The organism is Burkholderia torrens, from assembly GCF_984668525.1.
In genome coordinates, this window is the sequence record NZ_OZ480212.1 from 2,369,612 (window position 1) to 2,387,668 (window position 18,057).

Consider the following 18,057-nt stretch of genomic DNA (forward strand, 5'->3'; position numbering starts at 1 on the left):
GAGGCGCGCCGCGAGCGTATCGGGGTCTGCGGACGACGCGGCGCCGGCAGGCCGCGCCGCAAAATCACCGCTCCGCTTGCGCCGGCAGCCGAAGCGCGACCATGAAGCCGCGCGCCGTATTGCGCATCAGGATCCGGCCGCGGTGCCGCGCCGCCGTCGCGCGGACGAATGCGAGCCCGAGGCCGAAGCCGCCGCGCGCCGCACCATGTGCGGATTCGAGCTGCACGAACGACTCGGTCGCGGCCGTGCGTTGCTCCGGGGCGATGCCGGCGCCGGTATCCTCGACGCCGATCAGCCAGGCGCCGTCCTCGCTGCCCAGCGTGCAGTGCACGTCGGTGCCGGCCGGGCCGTATTTCAGCCCGTTGTCGATCAGGTTCGCGACCGCGCGCGTGAGCATCATACGGTCGCCCATCGTCACGCACTCGGTGTCGGGCACGTGCGCGACGACCCGGCAGCCGAGCCCGGCCGCCTTCTCCCACAGCTGGTCGACGGCATCGAGCACGATCTCGTTGAGACTCACGACCTCGTGCGCGCGGCGCTCGGACTGCGCGCGGGTCAGGTGGATGAAACCGTCGGCGAGCGCAAGCGCGCGCCGCGCATGGCCGGCGATGCGCTCCATGATCGCCGGCATGTCGCCGTGTTCGGTGCGGTAGACGTCGAGCAGCGCGAGGATCGACGTCTGCGGGGAACGCATGTCGTGCGACAGGAAATCGAGCGCCTCGTCGCGCTGCCGGGACATCAGGTACGAATTCGAGTGATAGCGGATGCGCGCGGTCAGCTCCATTGCGTCGGGGAGCTTCACCAGATAGTCGTTCGCGCCGGCAATGAACGCCTCGCGCTTGACGATCGGCTCCTCCTTCGCGGACAGCACGATGATCGGCACGCGTGCGGTGCCGGCGTCCGCGCGCCACGCGCGGACGAGATCGAGGCCGTCGATCTCCGGCATCACGAGGTCCTGCAGGATCACCGTCGGCTTCACGTCGCGCGCGACCGCCATCGCCCGGTGCGCGTCGGTGCACACATGCAGGTTGATGTCCTGTTCGCTGCGCAGCGCGCGACGGATCACCTCGCCGACGAACGGTTGATCGTCGACCAGGAGGACCGATAACCCCGATTCGAGACAATCCGAGGCATTATCACTGCTCGATTCTTTCATAAATACAGTTTCAAACGCCGAATCTCCAATCGATTCTTTCATAGGAGTTGTTTATCCGACTTGGACACTATCTTATTTTGGCGGTTGAAAAAACCGCCTGATTCCGCCGATTTGGCCTGTCGGCACTGCCTTACGGGGCTTCGGACGCCGATTCCTTCTCCATTGGCGACCGCATTACCTCCGCATTCTTTCTCTCAATAAAGATAACCGGCTGATTCTAAATGAAATTAGAACACAGCATCTATCTCCTTCCGGTTTAGTTTTGCCAAATATGCCGAAAGAGACGGAATCAGATAAATCGGATCATTTCCGGATTCGAAAGACGATAACGTTTGCGAGACCGGTCCCATAAGGATTGCATGGGCTGCAAGGCTGTTTGCCGGACGTATTGAGGGCCGGATGCCGATACGCCACATCGGCCGGTAGACAGGTGCAAAAAAACGCGCGGCCGGCCAGGATCGGCCGGCGCGCGGTTCGGCGGCGCCGGCAGGACGCCGGCCCGTGCGATGGCAGGTCGCGCCGGCTTACCCGCGCGCGTGCTGCGCGGACACTTCCTGCAGGTCGAGATCGCGTTCGAGCGCATGCAGCATCTCGTCGTGGATGCGCCCCGACCGATGCAGGCGCAACAACTCCGCGCGCCCGGCCCGGATCGCGGCCAGCACGACGTCGTAGTGCGCGGTGCGCACTTCCGCCGGGTATTCGGGTTCGTTCTTCGCGCGTTCGGTCAGCTCCGCACGATACGTGTACTGCTCGAGCAGGCGCGGGTGGATCACGACGCCGTTCTCGTCGCGCACGAGCGGCTGGATCGCCGCGAGCTGGGCAGCCTCGACATGCGCCCACGTCTGCGGCTCGGTCAGATGATGCGCGGCGCGCTCCTCGCGCTGCGGCACGCGCAGCAGCCGGATCAGCGGCCCGATCGTCGTGCCCTGCAGCAGCACGGTGACGAGGATCACCGCGAACGACGCGACCAGGATCACGTCGCGACCGGGCAGCGCCTCGGGCAGCGACAGCGCGATCGCCAGCGTCACGACCCCGCGCATCCCGGCCCAGCTCATGATCGTCGCGGCCTTCCAGTCGGGCGCTTCGCCGCGCCGTGCGAACCCGCGCACCGGCCACTTCAGCGCCTCGACCGCATAGATCCACACGAAGCGCGACAGGATCACCGCCGCCAGCACCGCGACCACCGGCGGCACCATCGTGGCGAGCACCTGCTCGAATCCGCCGAGCCGGTGGATCGCGCCGCGCAGCGACAGCCCGATCAGGACGAACACCATCGCTTCGAGCAGGAACACGATGACCTGCCAGAATGCGGTGCCACGCGTGCGCACGGCAGCCGAGAACACCTCGTGCTGATGCCAGCCGACGATCATGCCGGCCGTGACCGTCGCGATCACGCCCGACACCTCGACCATTTCGCCTGCGATGTACGCGATCCAGCCGGTGATTACCGCGACGGTGATCACGAGATAGTCGTCGTCGAGCAGCTTCAGGAACCACACGACGAGCCTGCCGACCACGAAGCCGACCACCACGCCGCCGAGCCCGAGTTCCGCGAAACGCACGACCGCGTGCTCGAGGCTGAACGCACCGGTGAGTGCGGCCGCGACCGCGAAGCGGAACAGCACGAGGCCGGCCGCGTCGTTCAGCAGGCTCTCGCCTTCGAGCAGCACCATCAACCGGCGCGGAAGCGCGACGCGTTCGAGCACGGCTTTCGCGGCGACCGCGTCGGGCGGCGACACGATCGCGCCGAGCGCGAAGCACGCGGCCCACGGCAGCGCCGGCACGACCCAGTGCACGGCGAAGCCGACCGCGAACGTCGTGAACACGACCGCGCCGATCGCGAGCATCAGGATGCCGCCGACGTTGCGCTTGAACTCCTCCCACACGGAGAAGTACGCGCCGTCCATCAGCAGCGGCGGCAGGAACACCAGCAGCACCAGGTCGGGATCGAGGTTGATCGGCGGCAGGCCGGGAATGAACGCGATACCGATGCCGCCGATCAGCAGCGCGGCCGCGGGCGGCAGCCGCAGCCGCTTGGCGATGCATTCGAGCGCGACGATCGCGAGAAATGACAACAGAACCAGCTTGAATGCCGAGACGGGGGACATGAATCGACCTCGTGAAGAATGAATTCGCGCGTTCCGGCGTCGTACCGCGGTCCGCAGTTTGGCGCGATTACATCACGAGGCGAGGCCAGCAGTCGAGCGCGCGCCGGGCGGGCTGCCGTGCGGGGTGCGCGCGCCGTGCCGCCCCGATGCATGCACCGCAATGAAAAACGGCACGCAGGCCGGCCCGATCGCCAGCCTGCGTGCCGTCGCGGACCCGTGCCGCGTGCCTGCGCGTTACCGTCGGCGCACGACCATCAGCCGCGGTTCGGTCATGTCCTCGATCGCGTAGCGGACCCCTTCGCGACCGAGCCCCGAATCCTTCACGCCGCCGTACGGCATGTTGTCGACGCGGAACGACGGCACGTCGTTGATCACGACGCCGCCGACCTCCAGTTCGTCCCATGCGCGCTGCGCATGCGTGAGCGAATCGGTGAACACGCCGGCCTGCAGCCCGAAGTCGCTGTCGTTCACGCGAGCGAGCGCGTCGTCGAAGCGGTCGAACTTCTCGAGGATCGCGACGGGGCCGAACGCCTCCTTCCGGTACAGGTCCTGCTCGTGCCCGACGTTTTCCAGCAGCGTCGCCTCGAACATCGCGCCGTCGACCTTGCCGCCCGCGACGATCTTCGCGCCCGCCGCGACGGCCGCGTCCATCCAGCCCGACAGCCGGCGCGACTCCGATTCGGAGATCATCGGGCCGACGAACGTCGACGGATCCTTCGGATCGCCCATCTTCAGCGAGCGCGTCTTCGCGATCAGCTTCTCGCGCAGCGCGTCGTAAAGATCGGCATGCACGAGGATCCGCTGCACGCCGATACAGCTCTGGCCCGACTGGTAGTACGCACCGAACGCGAGACGCTCGACCACGTAGTCGAGCCGGTCGCGCTGATCGGCATCGACGATCGCGGCCGCGTTGCCGCCGAGTTCCAGCACGACTTTCTTCTTGCCGGCCTTCTCCTTCAGCGCCCAGCCGACTGCCGGCGAACCCGTGAACGACAGCAGCTTGAAACGTTCGTCGGTCGTGAACAGATCGGCGCCGTCGCGATGCGCGGGCAGCACCGAGAACGCGCCCTTCGGCAGATCGGTTTCCGCGAGCACCTCGCCGATGATCAGCGCGCCGATCGGCGTGCGGCTCGCGGGCTTCAGCACGAACGGGCAGCCGGCCGCGAGCGCGGGCGCGACCTTGTGCGCGGCGAGGTTCAGCGGGAAGTTGAACGGCGAGATGAACGAGCACGGGCCGACCGGCACGCGCTTCGTGTAGCCCGTATAGCCCTGCGCACGCGCGGAAATCTCGAGGTTGATGATCTCGCCGTCGATGCGCACCGATTCCTCGGACGCCACGCGGAACGTATCGATCAGCCGCGTCACTTCGCCCTTCGAATCGTTGATCGGCTTGCCGGCCTCGATGCACAGCGCTTCGGCCAGCTCGTCGAAGCGCTCGCGAAAGCGCGCGACGCAATGGTCGAGCACGGCCTGCCGCTTGAAGGCCCGCAGCTCGCGCATCGGCTTCGCGGCGTCGACCGCCGCGGCGATTGCCGCATCGATCGCCTTCGCATCGGCCAGCGCGACGCGCGTCGCGACCTTGCCGCTGAACTTGTCCATCACTTCCAGATCGGTGTTCGCGTAGACGGCTTCGTTGGCGAGGTAATACGGATAGGTTTCCTTCAACATGGAACGACTCCTTCCTGTGAACGGGGAATTCAGAGCTGGGCCGACAGGCGCTTGATCTCGCGGTTCAGCACGCGCTCGTTGTCCGAATAATCGATCGGCACGTCGATCACGTGCACGCCCGGCGACGAGAAGCACTCGCGCAGCAACGGCTCCAGATCGTCGGCCGATTCGACGCGATGCCCGTGCGCGCCGTAGCTTTGCGCATACGCGACGAAATCGGGGTTCTGCAGCGTCATCGCGTAATCGGGGAAATTCATGTTCTCCTGCTTCCAGCGGATCATCCCGAACGCGTCGTCGCGCAGGATCATCACGACGATGTCGAGCTTCAGCCGCACGGCCGTTTCGAGTTCCTGCGAATTCATCATGAAGCCGCCGTCGCCGCACACGGCGATCACCTTGCGCTGCGGATGCACGATCTTCGTCGCGATCGCCGACGGCAGGCCCGCGCCCATCGACGCGAGCGCGTTGTCGAGCAGCAGCGAGTTCGGTTCGTGCGCACGCCAGTAGCGTGCGAACCAGATCTTGTACATCCCGTTGTCGAGACAGACGATGCCGTCGACCGGCATTGCGTTGTACAGGTCGTTGACGATGCGCACCGGATACATCGGGAAGCGCGGGTCGTGCTGGCCCTTCTCCAGGTGTGCGTCGAAGTGCTCCTTGATCATCGCGAAGCGCGCGAAATCCCAGTGCGGCTGCGGCGACACGGCCTCCTTCATCTGCCACACCGCGTTCGCGATGTCGCCGACGACTTCGATCTGCGGGAAATAGACGGGATCGACCTGCGCGCCGAGGAAGTTCACGTGGATCACGGTCTTGTCGTCGGTGCGCATGAAGAACGGCGGCTTCTCGATCACGTCGTGGCCGACGTTGATGATGCAGTCCGCATGCTCGATCGCGCGATGCACGAAATCGCCGTCGGACAGCGTCGCGTTGCCGAGCCACAGCGGATGCGTCTCGTCGATCACGCCCTTGCCCATCTGCGTCGTGAAGAACGGGATGCCTGTCTTGTCGACGAATTCGAGCAGCATCTTGCAGGTGGTCTTGCGGTTGCCGCCCGCGCCGATCATCAAGAGCGGATGGCGCGCGGCCTGGATCGCGTCGACCGCATGCGCGACCGCCTTCTCCTCCGCCACCGGCCGCCGGCTGTAGCTGCGCGGGATCGGCTTGCCGTCGCCCTCTTCGTGCGCGATGTCTTCCGGCAGCTCGAGGTGCGCGGCGCCCGGGCGCTCCTCCTCCGCGCGCCGGAACGCCTCGCGCACGGCCGACGGGATGTTGCCGATCGACACGATCTGCCGCGTGAACTTCGTGAGCGGCTGCATCATGTCGACCACGTCGACGATCTGGAAGTGGCCCTGCTTGCTGGACTTGATCGGCTTCTGCCCGGTGATCATCAGCATCGGCATGCCGCCGAGCTGCGCGTACGCGGCGGCCGTGACGAAGTTCGTCGCGCCGGGCCCGAGCGTCGCGAGACATACGCCGGTGCGGCCCGTCAGGCGGCCGTAGGTGGCGGCCATGAACCCGGCCGCCTGCTCGTGCCGGGTCAGCACGAGCTTGATCTTCGATCGCCGCAGCGATTCGAGCAGATCGAGGTTTTCTTCGCCTGGAATACCGAACACGTACTCGACGCCTTCGGCTTCCAGCGCCTTCACGAACAGATCCGATGCTTTCATGGGGGACTCTCGGTTATGCCGCCGGCCCGGCCTACGGACACGCGGCGTTCATGACGCGCGCCGGCCTACGGCACGCGGACGCTTACCTACTGGACACAAACCACGGCACTTCCCGCCGCGCAATACGCGATTGCGATGCGTGGCGGCGCCCCCGGCAACACCGGAGAACGAACGGATCCGCCCGCACGCGGCAAACGCGCACGAGCGGCAAGGACGTGTTTGATTGTAGACGGATTCGACAAATTTCGACTTCGGCCGAACGGCCAATCGGCACACAAACGAAGCGGGCAGCCCTACCGTAGCGACCACGAATCGACCTGCCACCCGCCCATCTCATCTGTGAACCATGGTTGACATACTGCAATCGATGCCCTACAGTGCGCCTACGTTCAGCATCCGAACCACCGACGTCTTCGACGCCTGGTTTGCCAGCCTGCAGGATCGCGTCGCGAAGCGCCGCATCCAGGCACGCATCGACCGCCTGTCGATGGGCAATCCGGGCGACTGGAAGTCCGCCGGCTCGCCGGTCGTCGAAATGCGGATCGACCATGGCCCCGGCTACCGCGTCTACTACGTCCGGCGCGGGCCGATCTGGGTCATCCTGCTCTGCGGCGGCGATAAATCGACGCAACAGGCCGACATACGCGCCGCGCACGCGATGCTCGCGCGCCTCGACATGGAGTGATCGATGGACAAGATCAACACGCGGCCGTGGGATTCGGCCGAACACCTGAAAACCGAAGACGACATGGCCGACTACTTCGAGGCCTGCCTGCAGGAGGCCGGCGACGATCCGGCCTTCATCGCGCACGCGCTCGGCGTGATCGCCCGTGCACGCGGCATGTCGCAGGTCGCGCGCGATGCCGGCCTGTCGCGCGAAGGGCTGTACAAGGCGCTGTCGCACGACGGCAACCCGAGCTTCGGCACGATCCTGAAAGTCATCAAGGCGCTCGGCCTGCAACTGCACGGCTCGAAAGCGCACGCGTGATGCGTGCGCGGCCGGTGCCGCACGCGGCCCGCGATGCGTCCGGCCGCGTCAATGCAGCCACCCGGCCGCCCAGCGCGGCACCAGCGACACCAGGTACAGCCCGAGCCCGATCAGCCCGCCGACCAGCGTGCCGTTGATGCGGATGTATTGCAGATCCTTGCCGATGTTCAGCTCGATCTGCCGCGACATCTCGCGCGCATCCCAGTTGCGCACCGTATCGCGGATGTGCCGCATCAGGAAATCGGCGAAATCCGGCGCCATCTCGTGCACGGCCTTCTCCACGTGCTCGTTCAGCGATGCCCGCAGCGCGGGGCTCTCCGACAGCCGCGCGCCGAGCCAGCCACCGAGCGTCGCGGCCTGCCGGTGCAGCGCCGAATCGGCGCGCGCGAGATCGGCTTTCAGCCACGCGCGCAACTGGTCCCACAGGTCGCGCGCATACTCGTTGAACGCGTCGCCGTCGCGAATATAGCGCTTGATCTCCTCGCCCTTCTCGATGAACGCCGGATCGTGCTTCAGCCGCTCGGTCAGCCGCGCGACCGTCCGGTCGAAGCGCTGCCGCAGTTCGTGCTCGGGGTCGGCCGCCACGCCTTCGAGCACCCGGCTCACCGCGCTCGCGAGCATCCGCGCGCCGTTCTCGCCGAACCACTGCGTCGGCATGATCTTCTCGACCTTCGGGTACTGCGTCTTCAGCCATTCGACGATGAAGCCCGCGATCACCTCGCGGTTCTCCTCCTTGTCGAGCACGTCGACCACCTGCTCGATCGCGTCGTCGAGCAGCGCCTGGTGGCGGCCGTCCTTCGTCAGCGTGTCGAGGATCGCGCCGGCCGACTGCGACAGGTCGACCCGGTCGATCACCGCGCGGAACGCGTCGTGCACGAACGCTTGAATCCGCGCGTCGTCGGTCATGTCGAGCGCGAAGCTCATCAGCTTCGTCACGTAGCTGCCGAGCGCGTCGGTGTTCGCCGGTTCGCCGAGCCACGCGCCGAGCTTCTGCGCGGGATCGTGCTGGCGGATCTGCGCGGCGAGCGCGTCGGGGCCGAGGAATTTCTCGCGCACGAACACCGCGAGGTTGTCGGCGATCTTGTCCTTGTTCTTCGGAATGATTTCGGTGTGGCGCGACACGAACGGAATCGGCACGCGGCGGAACAGCGCGACGACCGCGAACCAGTCGGCGAGCGCGCCGACCATCGCGGCTTCGGCCACGGCCTTGACGCCGTCGACCCACGGGCCGCGCGGCAGCAGGATCGTCGTGACGAACACCGCGACGGCGGCCAGCAGCAGCCACAGCGCGCGGCGCTTGCTGCGTTTCAGTTCGAGGGCTTTGTCGGGCGTCATGGAGGACCGGCGGATCGGCGATGCCGCTAATATCCCCGATTTCGCTGCAACCGACAAACGCGCAGGCGCAGCCGGCACGCACGGCACGTGTGCGCCGTGCGCGCCCCGCGTGCCGTTTCTACATGAACGACTTCAAATTCACCGCCGGATCGGCCAGCTTCACCGGATCGGGCACGGCCCCTGCCGCGATCAGCCGGCGCGATGCGCCGATGTCGCGCCCGAGGTTCGCCGCGGCCACCGCGACGATCCTGCCGTCGTCGCCGAGCCCGAACACCGTGAACGGCCCGCTCGCCGGATCGCCGCGTACGACGATCGTGCGTTCGTTGCCGAACAGCCCGAGCATCTGCAGGTTGCAGTCGTACTGATCGGACCACAGCCACGGCAGCTCGGCGTAGGCATCATCGGCGCCGAGCAGGTTCGCGGCCGCGACGGCCGGCTGGTTTTCCGCCACCTGCCACGACTCGACCCGCACGTGACGCCCGAGCAGCGGATTGAAGTGCATCGTCACCTCGCCCGCCGCGAAGATCGCGGCGTCGGCCGTGCGGCAGCCCGCGTCGACCCGAATGCCGTTGTCGACGTCGAGTCCGGCCGCCTGCGCCAGCTCGACGTTGGGCACCACGCCGATGCCGACCACGACGATATCGGCCTCGACGTCGCCACGATCGGTCTCGACGATCGCGCCGCCGCCCGGTGCGCGACGGATCGCGCGCGGCAGCGTCGCCATCTGGAAAACCACACCACGTGCGTCGTGCATCTGCCGCGCATACGTGCCGACCACTTCCGGCAACGCACGCTGCAACAGGCGCGGCGCCGGATCGATCACCGTCACGTCGCAACCGAGCTGGCGCGCGGCAGCCGCCACCTCGAGCCCGATGAAACCGCCGCCGAGCACCGCCACGCGGCGGCCCGGCGCAAGCCGCGCACGCAACGCACGCGCATCGTCGACCGTGCGGACGTAGTGCGGCACGACGCCTTCGTCGATTGCCCCGCCGAACGTGCGCACGCGCGAGCCCGTCGCGAGCACGAGCCGCGCATAGGGCAGCGTCGTGCCGTCGTCGAGCCGCACGCGCTGCGCATCGCGCTCGATCGCGTCGACGCGCGTGCCGAGCCGCAGTTCGATGCGCTGCGCGTCGTACCATGCCGCATCGCGGATGAACGCGCGCTGCTCGCCGCCGTCCGCCAGCAGCGCATCTTTCGACAGCGCCGGGCGGTCGTACGGCAGCTCGCGCTCCGCGCCGATCATCACGATGCGCGCCGCCGCATCGCGTTCGCGCAGCGCTTCGGCCGTGCGCCGCGCCGCGTGGCCGGCACCGACGATCACGAACGGATCAGCCGACATTGACTTCCACCTGCCCGTCGACGATCCGGATCGGATAGGTCCGCACCGGCTCGGTGATCGGTGCGCATTTCGGCACACCGGTGCGGATGTCGATCAGCCCCTGGTGCAGCGGGCATTCGACGCAGCCGTCTTCCACATAGCCTTCGGACAGCCGCGCATGGCCGTGCGTGCAGAGGTCGTGCATCGCGAACAGCTCGTCGCCGATCCGGAATATCGCGATCGGCTTCTGGCCGGCGACACGCGCCGCCGGTTCGTCTTCGGAGAATTCGTCGAAAGCGCCGAGCGGATGCCACTCGGCCAGCGTTGCTTCGGTCATGTCTGTTCCTTGCTTCGTCAGATCGGTCAGATCGGCGTCGCGAGCAGCGTCTGCACGCGCGACGTGTCGTAAATCACGCGCTTGGTCTTATAGCGCAACCCGTCAGGCGTGCGCACGACCGTGTCGTAGTACTTGCCGGCCTGGTATACGTTCGACTCGCCGTTGCTGCGCGTCTGCACGACGACGTAGTTGCTCTCGGTGTCGATCTCGCCGTCGCGTTCGGCGACGATCGTCAGGCCCGACGTCATGTGCCGGTACGTGTGCTCCTCGTAGATGTTCGCGTGCCGCAGCGACACCACGCGGTCGCGCAGCATCCGCTGGTTCGTGCAGTGGACGATCCCGACCGGCAGCCCGAGATCGGCGTTCTCCTTCGGCACGATTTCGTACGTGCAGTCCTCGGTGAACATCTCCGGCCAGTGTTCGAGCCGGTCGTTGTCGAGGTGCCCGATGTAGCGGTTCTGGAGCATGTAAATCTCGAACCACGTCTTCATGTCTTCCGTCATTTTTCGCTCCCGCCTCAATAGCCCATCAGCTTCTGGTAGCCGACCCAGAACTTGCGGATCAGGCTCTCGGTGATCACCGTGTCCTGCTGGTCCGGATTGCCGCGCGACATCTCGATCACCGACGTCGCATCGGCATCGCGCACCGTGCCGCGCTGCACGAGCTCGGTCGCTTCCGTGTCTTCCATCGAGATGTAGCCGGCCGGCCCGACGAGGTTCGCCTGCTTGATGCGCAGCGCGCGCAGCTCGGGCGTGTCGTCCGCGTAGCCGAAGAAGTGGAAGATCAGCTCGAAGTTGTCGGGGCCCTTCGGCAGGATCTGGCGTGCGACCAGCGTGTTGTGGATCTGCTGGATCACGAGCTGCGGGAAGATCGGCTGGATATGGTTCGTGCAGTCCTCGTCGTATTCCGATATGAGATCGAGGATCGATTCGTCCTCGAGGTGGAAGCCCTCGTCGAACGAACGGATGTTCTGCTGCTTGTACGCGGCCGACGTGTCGTCGTTCGTCTTCGTCACCGTGATGATGCTGTGCAGGCCGTGGTTCGCATCGGGAATCGAGCGCGCCTTCATCCCCACGCGGAAGATGTTGAAGGTCGTATGGAACAGATGCAGCATGCTCGCGTGATACGGGTCCTTCACGTTCTCCATGTACAGCTTCCAGTTCGACTTCGAATACTGGCGCGTGCAGCCGAGATACTCGATCGGCTTGTGGAAGATCCGGTCGATCCACGGGCGCATCTGCTCGCCGAGATACTCGGGCAGCGGCGCGACCTCGTCGCTGAAGGTCGCGAACACGAGCCCGCGATAGCTGTCCACGCGCAGCTTGCGCAGCCCGTGCTGCTTCGGGTCGAAGTCGGCCGGCATCCCGGTCATCCCCTTCTGGCCGCGCCGGAACGGCACGCCGAGCAGGTTGCCCGAGTTGTCGAAGCTCCACTGGTGATACACGCACGTATGCGAGCTCGCGTTGCCGCGCGACTTGCGGCATACCTGCGCGCCGCGGTGCGCGCAGCGGTTCACCCACGCGGAGAGCGTGCCGTCCTCGGTGCGCGTGACGACCACCGGCGTGTCGCCGACGAACGTGCTCTTGAAGTCGCCGGCCTTCGGGATTTCGGCTTCGAGCGCGACGAAGTTCCACGTCGGCCCGCGGAAGATGCGCTCCTGCTCGCGATCGTAGACCGCACGCGAGCTGAACACCTTGTACGGCACGCGCGAACCGTCGTCGTGCGGAAAGGTCACGTCGGATGTGTCGCCGCGCGCGGCGAAAACGACGGGCGATTCTGTCTGCTCCATGTCGGACTCCTTGTCGATCCGTTGCGTTGAATGCATGGAGCCGATTTTTGAAAAGCTAATATTCGCCGTCTATCCGGAAAGTGCGATTGCGGCGGCGCAATATCCACTTTCGGCGGATTTCTGCGCTAGCATGACGGCACACGCGACCCGGCGCACGATCGCGACCCATTCGTCGGATCGAAGCGCACGTCGCCCATACCAAGGCTGAGGCCCATGTCCCCAACGTCGTTCGAGCCGCTCGCGCTGCGCGCGCACCGGCTGTTCGAATCCCGCGATCTCGACGAGACGCGCGAGCGCATCTCGCGCGTGATGCAGCCGCATGCGCTGCTGCCGAACGGCCGCGTGCACGGCGCGTCGCACATGGATTTCGTCAAGCTGGGCGGGCTCGGGATCGGCACGATCGCGTTCGGCGACGCGATGCGCGTGCAGGTCGACGCGGTCGACGGCTATTACCTGCTGATGTTCTGCCTGTCCGGCCAGGCCGAGGTGCGCGCGATGGGGCGCCAGCTCGGCGTCGACGGACAGACCGGCGTGCTGTGCGCGCCCGGCGAGCGCTTCGACGCGGTGCTGTCGGCCGATTGCGAGCAGTTCGTGCTGCGCATCGACGCGGCGACCGTCGGTTCGTTGACCGGCGACCCGCGCGCGATGCTCGACCCCGTGCTGCACGTCAGCGACGCCGCGCTTTCCGCGTGGCGCCAGCAGCTGATGCTCGTCGCGCGGTCGCCCGAGCTGCTCGAACGCGCGAACGCGAACCCACGCGTCGCGTCGCAGCTCGAGCATCTGCTGATCGACCTGCTGATCGAAGGCCATCCGCCGTCCGTGCCGCACGCGTCGCACCGCGACCCGGCGCCGGGCTTCGTCCGGCGCGCGCAGGAGTTCGTGAACGCGTACTACGCGCAACCGCTGCAGCTCGCCGATATCGTCCAGGCCGCCAACGTGCCCGAACGGACGCTGCGCGACGCGTTCCTGCAGTTCCGCGGGATGAGCCCGATGCAATACCTGCGCGCGACGCGGCTCGATCATGCGCGCGAGCTGCTGCGCGGTGCGGCGTCCGACCGGCGGATCGCCGATGTCGCGCTCGATTGCGGGTTTACGCACCTCGGGCGGTTCGCGATCGCGTATCGGGAAAAATTCGGTGAATCGCCGTCGGAGACGCTCGACGCGCAGCGGTAGCCGCTACCACTCGCCTCGCACGCCGCGCAACGGCTTGCCGGCCGGCTGCGATGGAAGCTGGATCGGTATGTCATCGCGAACCCTCTCCGAATTCGGCGGCGCACGCGGAAACAGACCGTTAGTTGCGATTTATGACATCAACGTCGATCGTGGCCGTTACGCTGCCGGCGCGATCATCTCCCGCGCGATCGCGCAGAACGCCGCCGTGGCCGCGCTTTCGCCGTGCAGCCGGCGGCTCATGATGATCGGCGACGTCGCGGCCGGCTCCGGCAGCCGCCGGTAGACGACGCCCCGCACGCGCACGCCCTCCACGCTTTCCGGCACCAGCGACACACCCACCTGCGCGGCGACGAGCCCGAGCGCCGTCTGCAGCTCGCGCACCTCATGAACGGCCGCCGGCACGACCGCGCCATCGCGCAGCGCGGACAGCTGCTGATCGGCGAAGCTCGGCCGCGGCGTACTCGGGTAGACGATCATCGTCTCGTTCGCGAGATCCGCGAGCGTCAGCGGCCGGTCCGGATCGGCGAGCGGATGCCCGGCCGGCAGCGCCGCGATCAGCTTTTCCTCGATCAGCGCCTCGCGCACCAGCTGGTCGTCGTCGAAGCGCAGGCGGCCGAACCCCACGTCGATCCGCCCGCCCTTCAGCGCGCCGAGCTGCTCGAGCGTGAACATTTCGATCAGCGACAGCTCGACGTCCGGCTGCGCCTCGCGAAACGCGCGGATCACGTCCGGCAGCGCGCCGTACAGCGTCGACGGCACGAAGCCGATCACGATCCGCTCCGCCAGCTGCGCGAGCCGCCGCGTCAGCGGGCCGAGCTCGTCGGCCTGGTCGACGAGGCGCTTCGCCTGTGCATAGAACACGCGCCCGGCATCCGTCAGTTTCAGCGGCCGCGCGCCGCGCTCGAACAGCGGCAACCCTATCTCGTCCTCGATCGCCTGAAGCTGGCGGCTCAACGGCGGCTGCGTCATGTGCAGCCGCTCCGCCGCCCGCGTGATGTTCATTTCCTCGGCGACGGCGATGAAGTAGCGGAGCTGACGCAATTCCATTTCATGCCTCAAAGGTATGGAAGTAGTCGGAAAGAGTGTTGGACGACGCGGGGCGGGAATTCCTACCATGTGCACCAACAGGAGGAATCGCATGATAGCAACTGCCGCCACCATCGAACGCATCGACACGCTGCTCGTCGACGTGCCGACGATTCGGCCCCACAAACTGTCGGTCGCGACGATGAACTGCCAGACCCTCGTGCTGGTCCGTGTTCGATGCACGGACGGTATCGAAGGCGTCGGCGAGGCGACGACCATCGGCGGCCTCGCCTATGGCGAGGAGAGCCCCGAAAGCATCAAGGTCAACATCGACACCTACTTCGCGCCGCTGCTGCAAGGCATGGACGCGACGCGTCCGGGCGCCGCGCTGGCGCGTGCGCGCAAGCTGTTCCAGGGCAACCGTTTCGCGAAGTGCGCGATCGAAACCGCGCTGTTCGACGCGCAGGCGCAGCGCCTGGGCGTGCCGCTGTCGGAACTGTTCGGCGGCCGCCGGACCGATGCGGTCGATGTCGCGTGGACGCTCGCGAGCGGCGACACGCAGCGCGACATCGCGGAAGCCGAAGCGATGCTCGACGCGCGCCGCCACCGCGCGTTCAAGCTGAAAATCGGTTCGAACGCGGTCACCGACGATGTGGCGCACGTGGTCGCGATCAAGCGCGCGCTCGGCGAGCGCGGCGACGTGCGCGTCGACGTGAACCAGGCATGGAGCGAAACCGACGCGATCTGGGCCGGTGCGCGGCTCGCGGAAGCCGGCGTGAGTCTCGTCGAGCAGCCGATCGCCGCGACCAACCGCGCGGGGCTGAAGCGCCTCACGCAGCTCGCGCAGGTGCCGATCATGGCCGACGAGGCGCTGCACGGCCCCGTCGATGCGTTCGCGCTCGCGCAGGAGCGCGCGGCCGACGTGTTCGCGGTGAAGATCGCGCAGTCGGGCGGCCTGCAGGGCGCGGCGAGCGTCGCGTCGATCGCGGCGGCCGCTGGCATCGAACTGTACGGCGGCACGATGCTCGAAGGCGCGGCCGGCACGATGGCGTCCGCGCAACTGTTCAGCACGTTCGACTCGCTGAAATGGGGCACCGAGCTGTTCGGCCCGCTGCTGCTCACCGAGGAAATCCTCGTCGAGCCGCTGCGCTACCAGGATTTCAAGCTGCATCTGCCGGCGACGCCCGGCCTCGGCATCACCTTCGACTGGGCCCGCATCGAACGGATGCGACGCGGCGCCCGCTGATCCCCACACGACAACCGAAACCGGAGACACAGATGAACAAGCAAGCCATCGACGCACTGCTGAAGACCTTCGACGACGCCGCGGAGAAACCCGGCAACCCGCGCGTGCGCGCCATCGTCAACCGGATCGTGAAGGACGTCTGCTACACGATCGAGGACTTCGACGTGCAGCCGAGCGAGTTCTGGACCGCGCTGAACTACCTGAACGAAGCCGGCCGCGAATTCGGGCTGATCGCCGCGGGCCTCGGCCTCGAGCGCTTCCTCGACGTACGGATGGACGAAGCCGAAGAGAAGGCCGGCATCCAGGGCGGCACGCCGCGCACGATCGAGGGGCCACTGTACGTGGCCGGTGCGCCGGAATCGGTCGGCCATGCGCGTCTCGACGACGGCACCGATCCGGGCCAGACGCTGATCATGCGCGGCCGGGTGCTCGGCCATGACGGCGCGCCGATCGCGAACGCGCTCGTCGAGGTGTGGCATGCGAACCATCTGGGCAACTACTCGTATTTCGACCAATCGCAGCCCGCGTTCAACCTGCGCCGCTCGATCCGCACCGATGCCGACGGCCGCTACAGCTTCCGCAGCGTGCTGCCGGTCGGCTACAGCGTGCCGCCGGGCAGCAAGACCGAGCAACTGCTCGACCAGCTCGGCCGCCACGGCCATCGTCCGGCGCACATTCACTTCTTCGTTTCGGCGGACGGTTATCGTAAGCTGACGACGCAGATCAACATCGACGGCGATCCGCATCTGTGGGACGACTTCGCGTTCGCGACGCGCGACGGGCTGATCCCGCCGGTCAAGCAAGCGGAAGGCGCGGAAGGCAAGCCGTATGGCGTCGACGGGCAGTTCGCGCTGATCGACTTCGATTTCTCTCTGCTCGAGGAAAAGCGGGACGTACCGGGCAGCGAAGTCGAGCGGGCACGCGCGCAGGCCTGAGCGCCCTTCCCGTTCGACGACTCGACAACTCAAGGAGTGCAGGATGCTGTTTCATGTGGAAATGACCGTTCGCCTGCCGGCGGACATGGATCCGGTCAAGGCGGCCACGCTGAAGGCGGAAGAAAAGGCGATGTGCCAGCGGCTGATGAGCGAAGGCGTCTGGCGCCATCTGTGGCGGATCGCCGGGCAGTATGCGAACGTCAGCATCTTCGACGTCGAGAGCGTGCAGCAACTGCATGACCTGCTGAGCCAGCTGCCTCTGTTTCCGTACATGGAGATGGAGGTGCGGGCGCTGTGCCGGCATCCGTCGTCGGTGCGGGAAGACGATCGGTAAGCAACGATGAATCGCGGCCGCGACCAGCGGCCGCGAAAAGCGCGACACGGGCGGCCGGCGATGTCTCGCAGGCCGCCCGTGCCGCTTTGCATTCGGCGACGGTTATCCGTGTCGCCGCGCATCGGCGTACACAGCAATCGTCATGCGGCCAGATGCGCCGCAAACCCCACCTTCCCCGGCGCGATCTCGTCCTTCAGCGTCAGCGCCGGAATCTCGTAGTCGCCCGTGTTCTGCCGGCGGAACGGAATTGGCTGCATGGTCCATAGATCGTCGAGACGCCGGCCGAGCGCCGCGCGTGTTTCGTCGAAGCGCGCGTCGTTCATCTTGCCCGTCCGGTAGATCACGAACGGCGGCAGCACGTCGAACCCCGGGTAATACAGCACGCCGTGCTGGATCGGGAACAGCAGGTCGTCGATCGGCCCGTTGATGCCGCGCGGGCTGTAGTGCGGCTCCCACCCGCCCGTCGTGACGACGATCATCGCCCGCTTGCCTGCCAGCATTCCTTCGCCGTAGCGATCACCCCAGTGCGTATCGGAATGCTCGCCGACGCCATACGCAAAACCGTACGCATACACACGCTCGAACCAGCCCTTCATGATCGCCGGCATCGAGAACCACCACAGCGGAAACTGCAGGATCACCGCATCGGCCCACTTCAGCTTGTCCTGCTCGCGTGCGATGTCTTCGCTTTGCGTACCCGCCGCGAATGCGCGCTTCGAGTCGAGCGTCGGATCGAACCGCGCGTCGGGCGCACGATCGGTCACGTCGTTCTCGTCCAGCACCGCCTTCCAGTTCATCGCATACAGGTCGCTCACCTGCACCGTGTGGCCGGCCGCTTCGAGATGCGCGATGGCGAAATCGCGCAGCGCGCCGTTCAGCGAACGCGGTTCGGGATGGGCATACACGATCAGCACATTCATGTTCGTCACTCCGTGGATTGAATGACTGCAGGATGCCGCGACCAAAGGTATATT

General features: G+C 66.7%; 17 protein-coding genes. 6 read left to right on the forward strand and 11 right to left on the reverse strand.

All coding sequences use genetic code 11. From position 1 onward, the window contains the following. Positions 1-64 precede the first annotated feature (64 nt). From AC5LXX_RS26830 to AC5LXX_RS26845, 4 genes are all read right to left on the reverse strand, one after another. Positions 65-1,198, reverse strand: a complete 1,134-nt coding sequence (locus AC5LXX_RS26830) for a hybrid sensor histidine kinase/response regulator (RefSeq protein WP_493411666.1) — start codon at positions 1,196-1,198, stop codon at positions 65-67. 482 nt (positions 1,199-1,680) lie between these two features. Beyond that, positions 1,681-3,264, reverse strand: coding sequence for a Na+/H+ antiporter (locus AC5LXX_RS26835; protein WP_493411667.1), 1,584 nt, complete (start codon positions 3,262-3,264; stop codon positions 1,681-1,683). A gap of 234 nt (positions 3,265-3,498) precedes the next feature. Then, complete coding sequence (locus AC5LXX_RS26840) at positions 3,499-4,932, reverse strand: aldehyde dehydrogenase family protein (RefSeq protein ID WP_493411668.1); 1,434 nt, start codon at positions 4,930-4,932, stop codon at positions 3,499-3,501. Between the two features lie 29 nt (positions 4,933-4,961). Continuing rightward, positions 4,962-6,602, reverse strand: a complete 1,641-nt coding sequence (locus AC5LXX_RS26845; RefSeq protein ID WP_124446340.1) for an acetolactate synthase large subunit — start codon at positions 6,600-6,602, stop codon at positions 4,962-4,964. Positions 6,603-6,969: 367 nt separating this feature from the next. Here AC5LXX_RS26845 and AC5LXX_RS26850 point away from each other — a divergent pair, with 367 nt between their 5' ends. Further along, entirely contained in the window at positions 6,970-7,287 is a 318-nt protein-coding gene (locus tag AC5LXX_RS26850; RefSeq protein ID WP_493413423.1) for a type II toxin-antitoxin system RelE/ParE family toxin, read from the forward strand. Between the two features lie 3 nt (positions 7,288-7,290). Next, complete coding sequence (locus AC5LXX_RS26855) at positions 7,291-7,590, forward strand: addiction module antidote protein (RefSeq protein WP_493411669.1); 300 nt, start codon at positions 7,291-7,293, stop codon at positions 7,588-7,590. A gap of 48 nt (positions 7,591-7,638) precedes the next feature. Here the strand turns inward: AC5LXX_RS26855 and AC5LXX_RS26860 are convergent, their stop codons facing one another. The 5 genes from AC5LXX_RS26860 to andAc form a co-directional block, all read right to left on the reverse strand. Further along, positions 7,639-8,925 carry a DUF445 domain-containing protein gene (locus AC5LXX_RS26860; protein WP_493411670.1) on the reverse strand — a complete coding sequence of 429 codons (1,287 nt, stop codon included), beginning with the start codon at positions 8,923-8,925 and terminating at the stop codon, positions 7,639-7,641. A gap of 118 nt (positions 8,926-9,043) precedes the next feature. Continuing rightward, positions 9,044-10,264 carry an anthranilate 1,2-dioxygenase system ferredoxin--NAD(+) reductase gene (andAa, locus tag AC5LXX_RS26865; protein ID WP_493411671.1) on the reverse strand — a complete coding sequence of 407 codons (1,221 nt, stop codon included), beginning with the start codon at positions 10,262-10,264 and terminating at the stop codon, positions 9,044-9,046. Then, positions 10,254-10,580, reverse strand: a complete 327-nt coding sequence (gene andAb, locus AC5LXX_RS26870) for an anthranilate 1,2-dioxygenase ferredoxin subunit AndAb (RefSeq protein WP_493411672.1) — start codon at positions 10,578-10,580, stop codon at positions 10,254-10,256. The genes andAa and andAb overlap by 11 nt, the downstream gene beginning before the upstream one ends. Before the next feature lie 26 nt (positions 10,581-10,606). Then, the gene (andAd, locus tag AC5LXX_RS26875; protein ID WP_006490977.1) at positions 10,607-11,083 is read right to left on the reverse strand and encodes an anthranilate 1,2-dioxygenase small subunit AndAd; all 477 of its coding nucleotides are present in this window, start codon (positions 11,081-11,083) and stop codon (positions 10,607-10,609) included. 14 nt (positions 11,084-11,097) lie between these two features. Beyond that, positions 11,098-12,369, reverse strand: coding sequence for an anthranilate 1,2-dioxygenase large subunit AndAc (andAc, locus tag AC5LXX_RS26880; protein WP_493411673.1), 1,272 nt, complete (start codon positions 12,367-12,369; stop codon positions 11,098-11,100). A gap of 213 nt (positions 12,370-12,582) precedes the next feature. On the opposite strand from andAc, the gene andR reads away from it, so the two are divergent. Beyond that, the gene (gene andR / locus AC5LXX_RS26885) at positions 12,583-13,542 is read left to right on the forward strand and encodes an anthranilate 1,2-dioxygenase regulatory protein AndR (protein ID WP_493411674.1); all 960 of its coding nucleotides are present in this window, start codon (positions 12,583-12,585) and stop codon (positions 13,540-13,542) included. Between the two features lie 156 nt (positions 13,543-13,698). Here the strand turns inward: andR and AC5LXX_RS26890 are convergent, their stop codons facing one another. After that, a complete protein-coding gene (locus AC5LXX_RS26890) occupies positions 13,699-14,589 on the reverse strand; it encodes a LysR family transcriptional regulator (protein WP_493411675.1) in 891 nt (296 codons plus the stop codon). Between the two features lie 91 nt (positions 14,590-14,680). On the opposite strand from AC5LXX_RS26890, the gene AC5LXX_RS26895 reads away from it, so the two are divergent. Genes AC5LXX_RS26895 through catC form a run of 3 tightly spaced genes read left to right on the forward strand, consistent with a single transcriptional unit; the run spans position 14,681 to position 17,083 of the window. Beyond that, positions 14,681-15,814 (forward strand): muconate/chloromuconate family cycloisomerase, encoded by a 1,134-nt coding sequence (locus AC5LXX_RS26895; RefSeq protein ID WP_493411676.1) that lies wholly within the window; start codon positions 14,681-14,683, stop codon positions 15,812-15,814. A 32-nt stretch (positions 15,815-15,846) separates the two neighbouring features. Beyond that, positions 15,847-16,749, forward strand: coding sequence for a catechol 1,2-dioxygenase (gene catA / locus AC5LXX_RS26900; protein WP_493411677.1), 903 nt, complete (start codon positions 15,847-15,849; stop codon positions 16,747-16,749). 43 nt (positions 16,750-16,792) lie between these two features. Then, positions 16,793-17,083, forward strand: a complete 291-nt coding sequence (catC, locus tag AC5LXX_RS26905; protein ID WP_493411678.1) for a muconolactone Delta-isomerase — start codon at positions 16,793-16,795, stop codon at positions 17,081-17,083. Between the two features lie 140 nt (positions 17,084-17,223). On the opposite strand, the gene AC5LXX_RS26910 is transcribed toward catC, so the two are convergent. After that, on the reverse strand, positions 17,224-18,003 hold the full coding sequence (locus AC5LXX_RS26910; RefSeq protein ID WP_493411679.1) for an NAD(P)H-dependent oxidoreductase: 780 nt from the start codon (positions 18,001-18,003) through the stop codon (positions 17,224-17,226). Positions 18,004-18,057 lie beyond the last annotated feature (54 nt).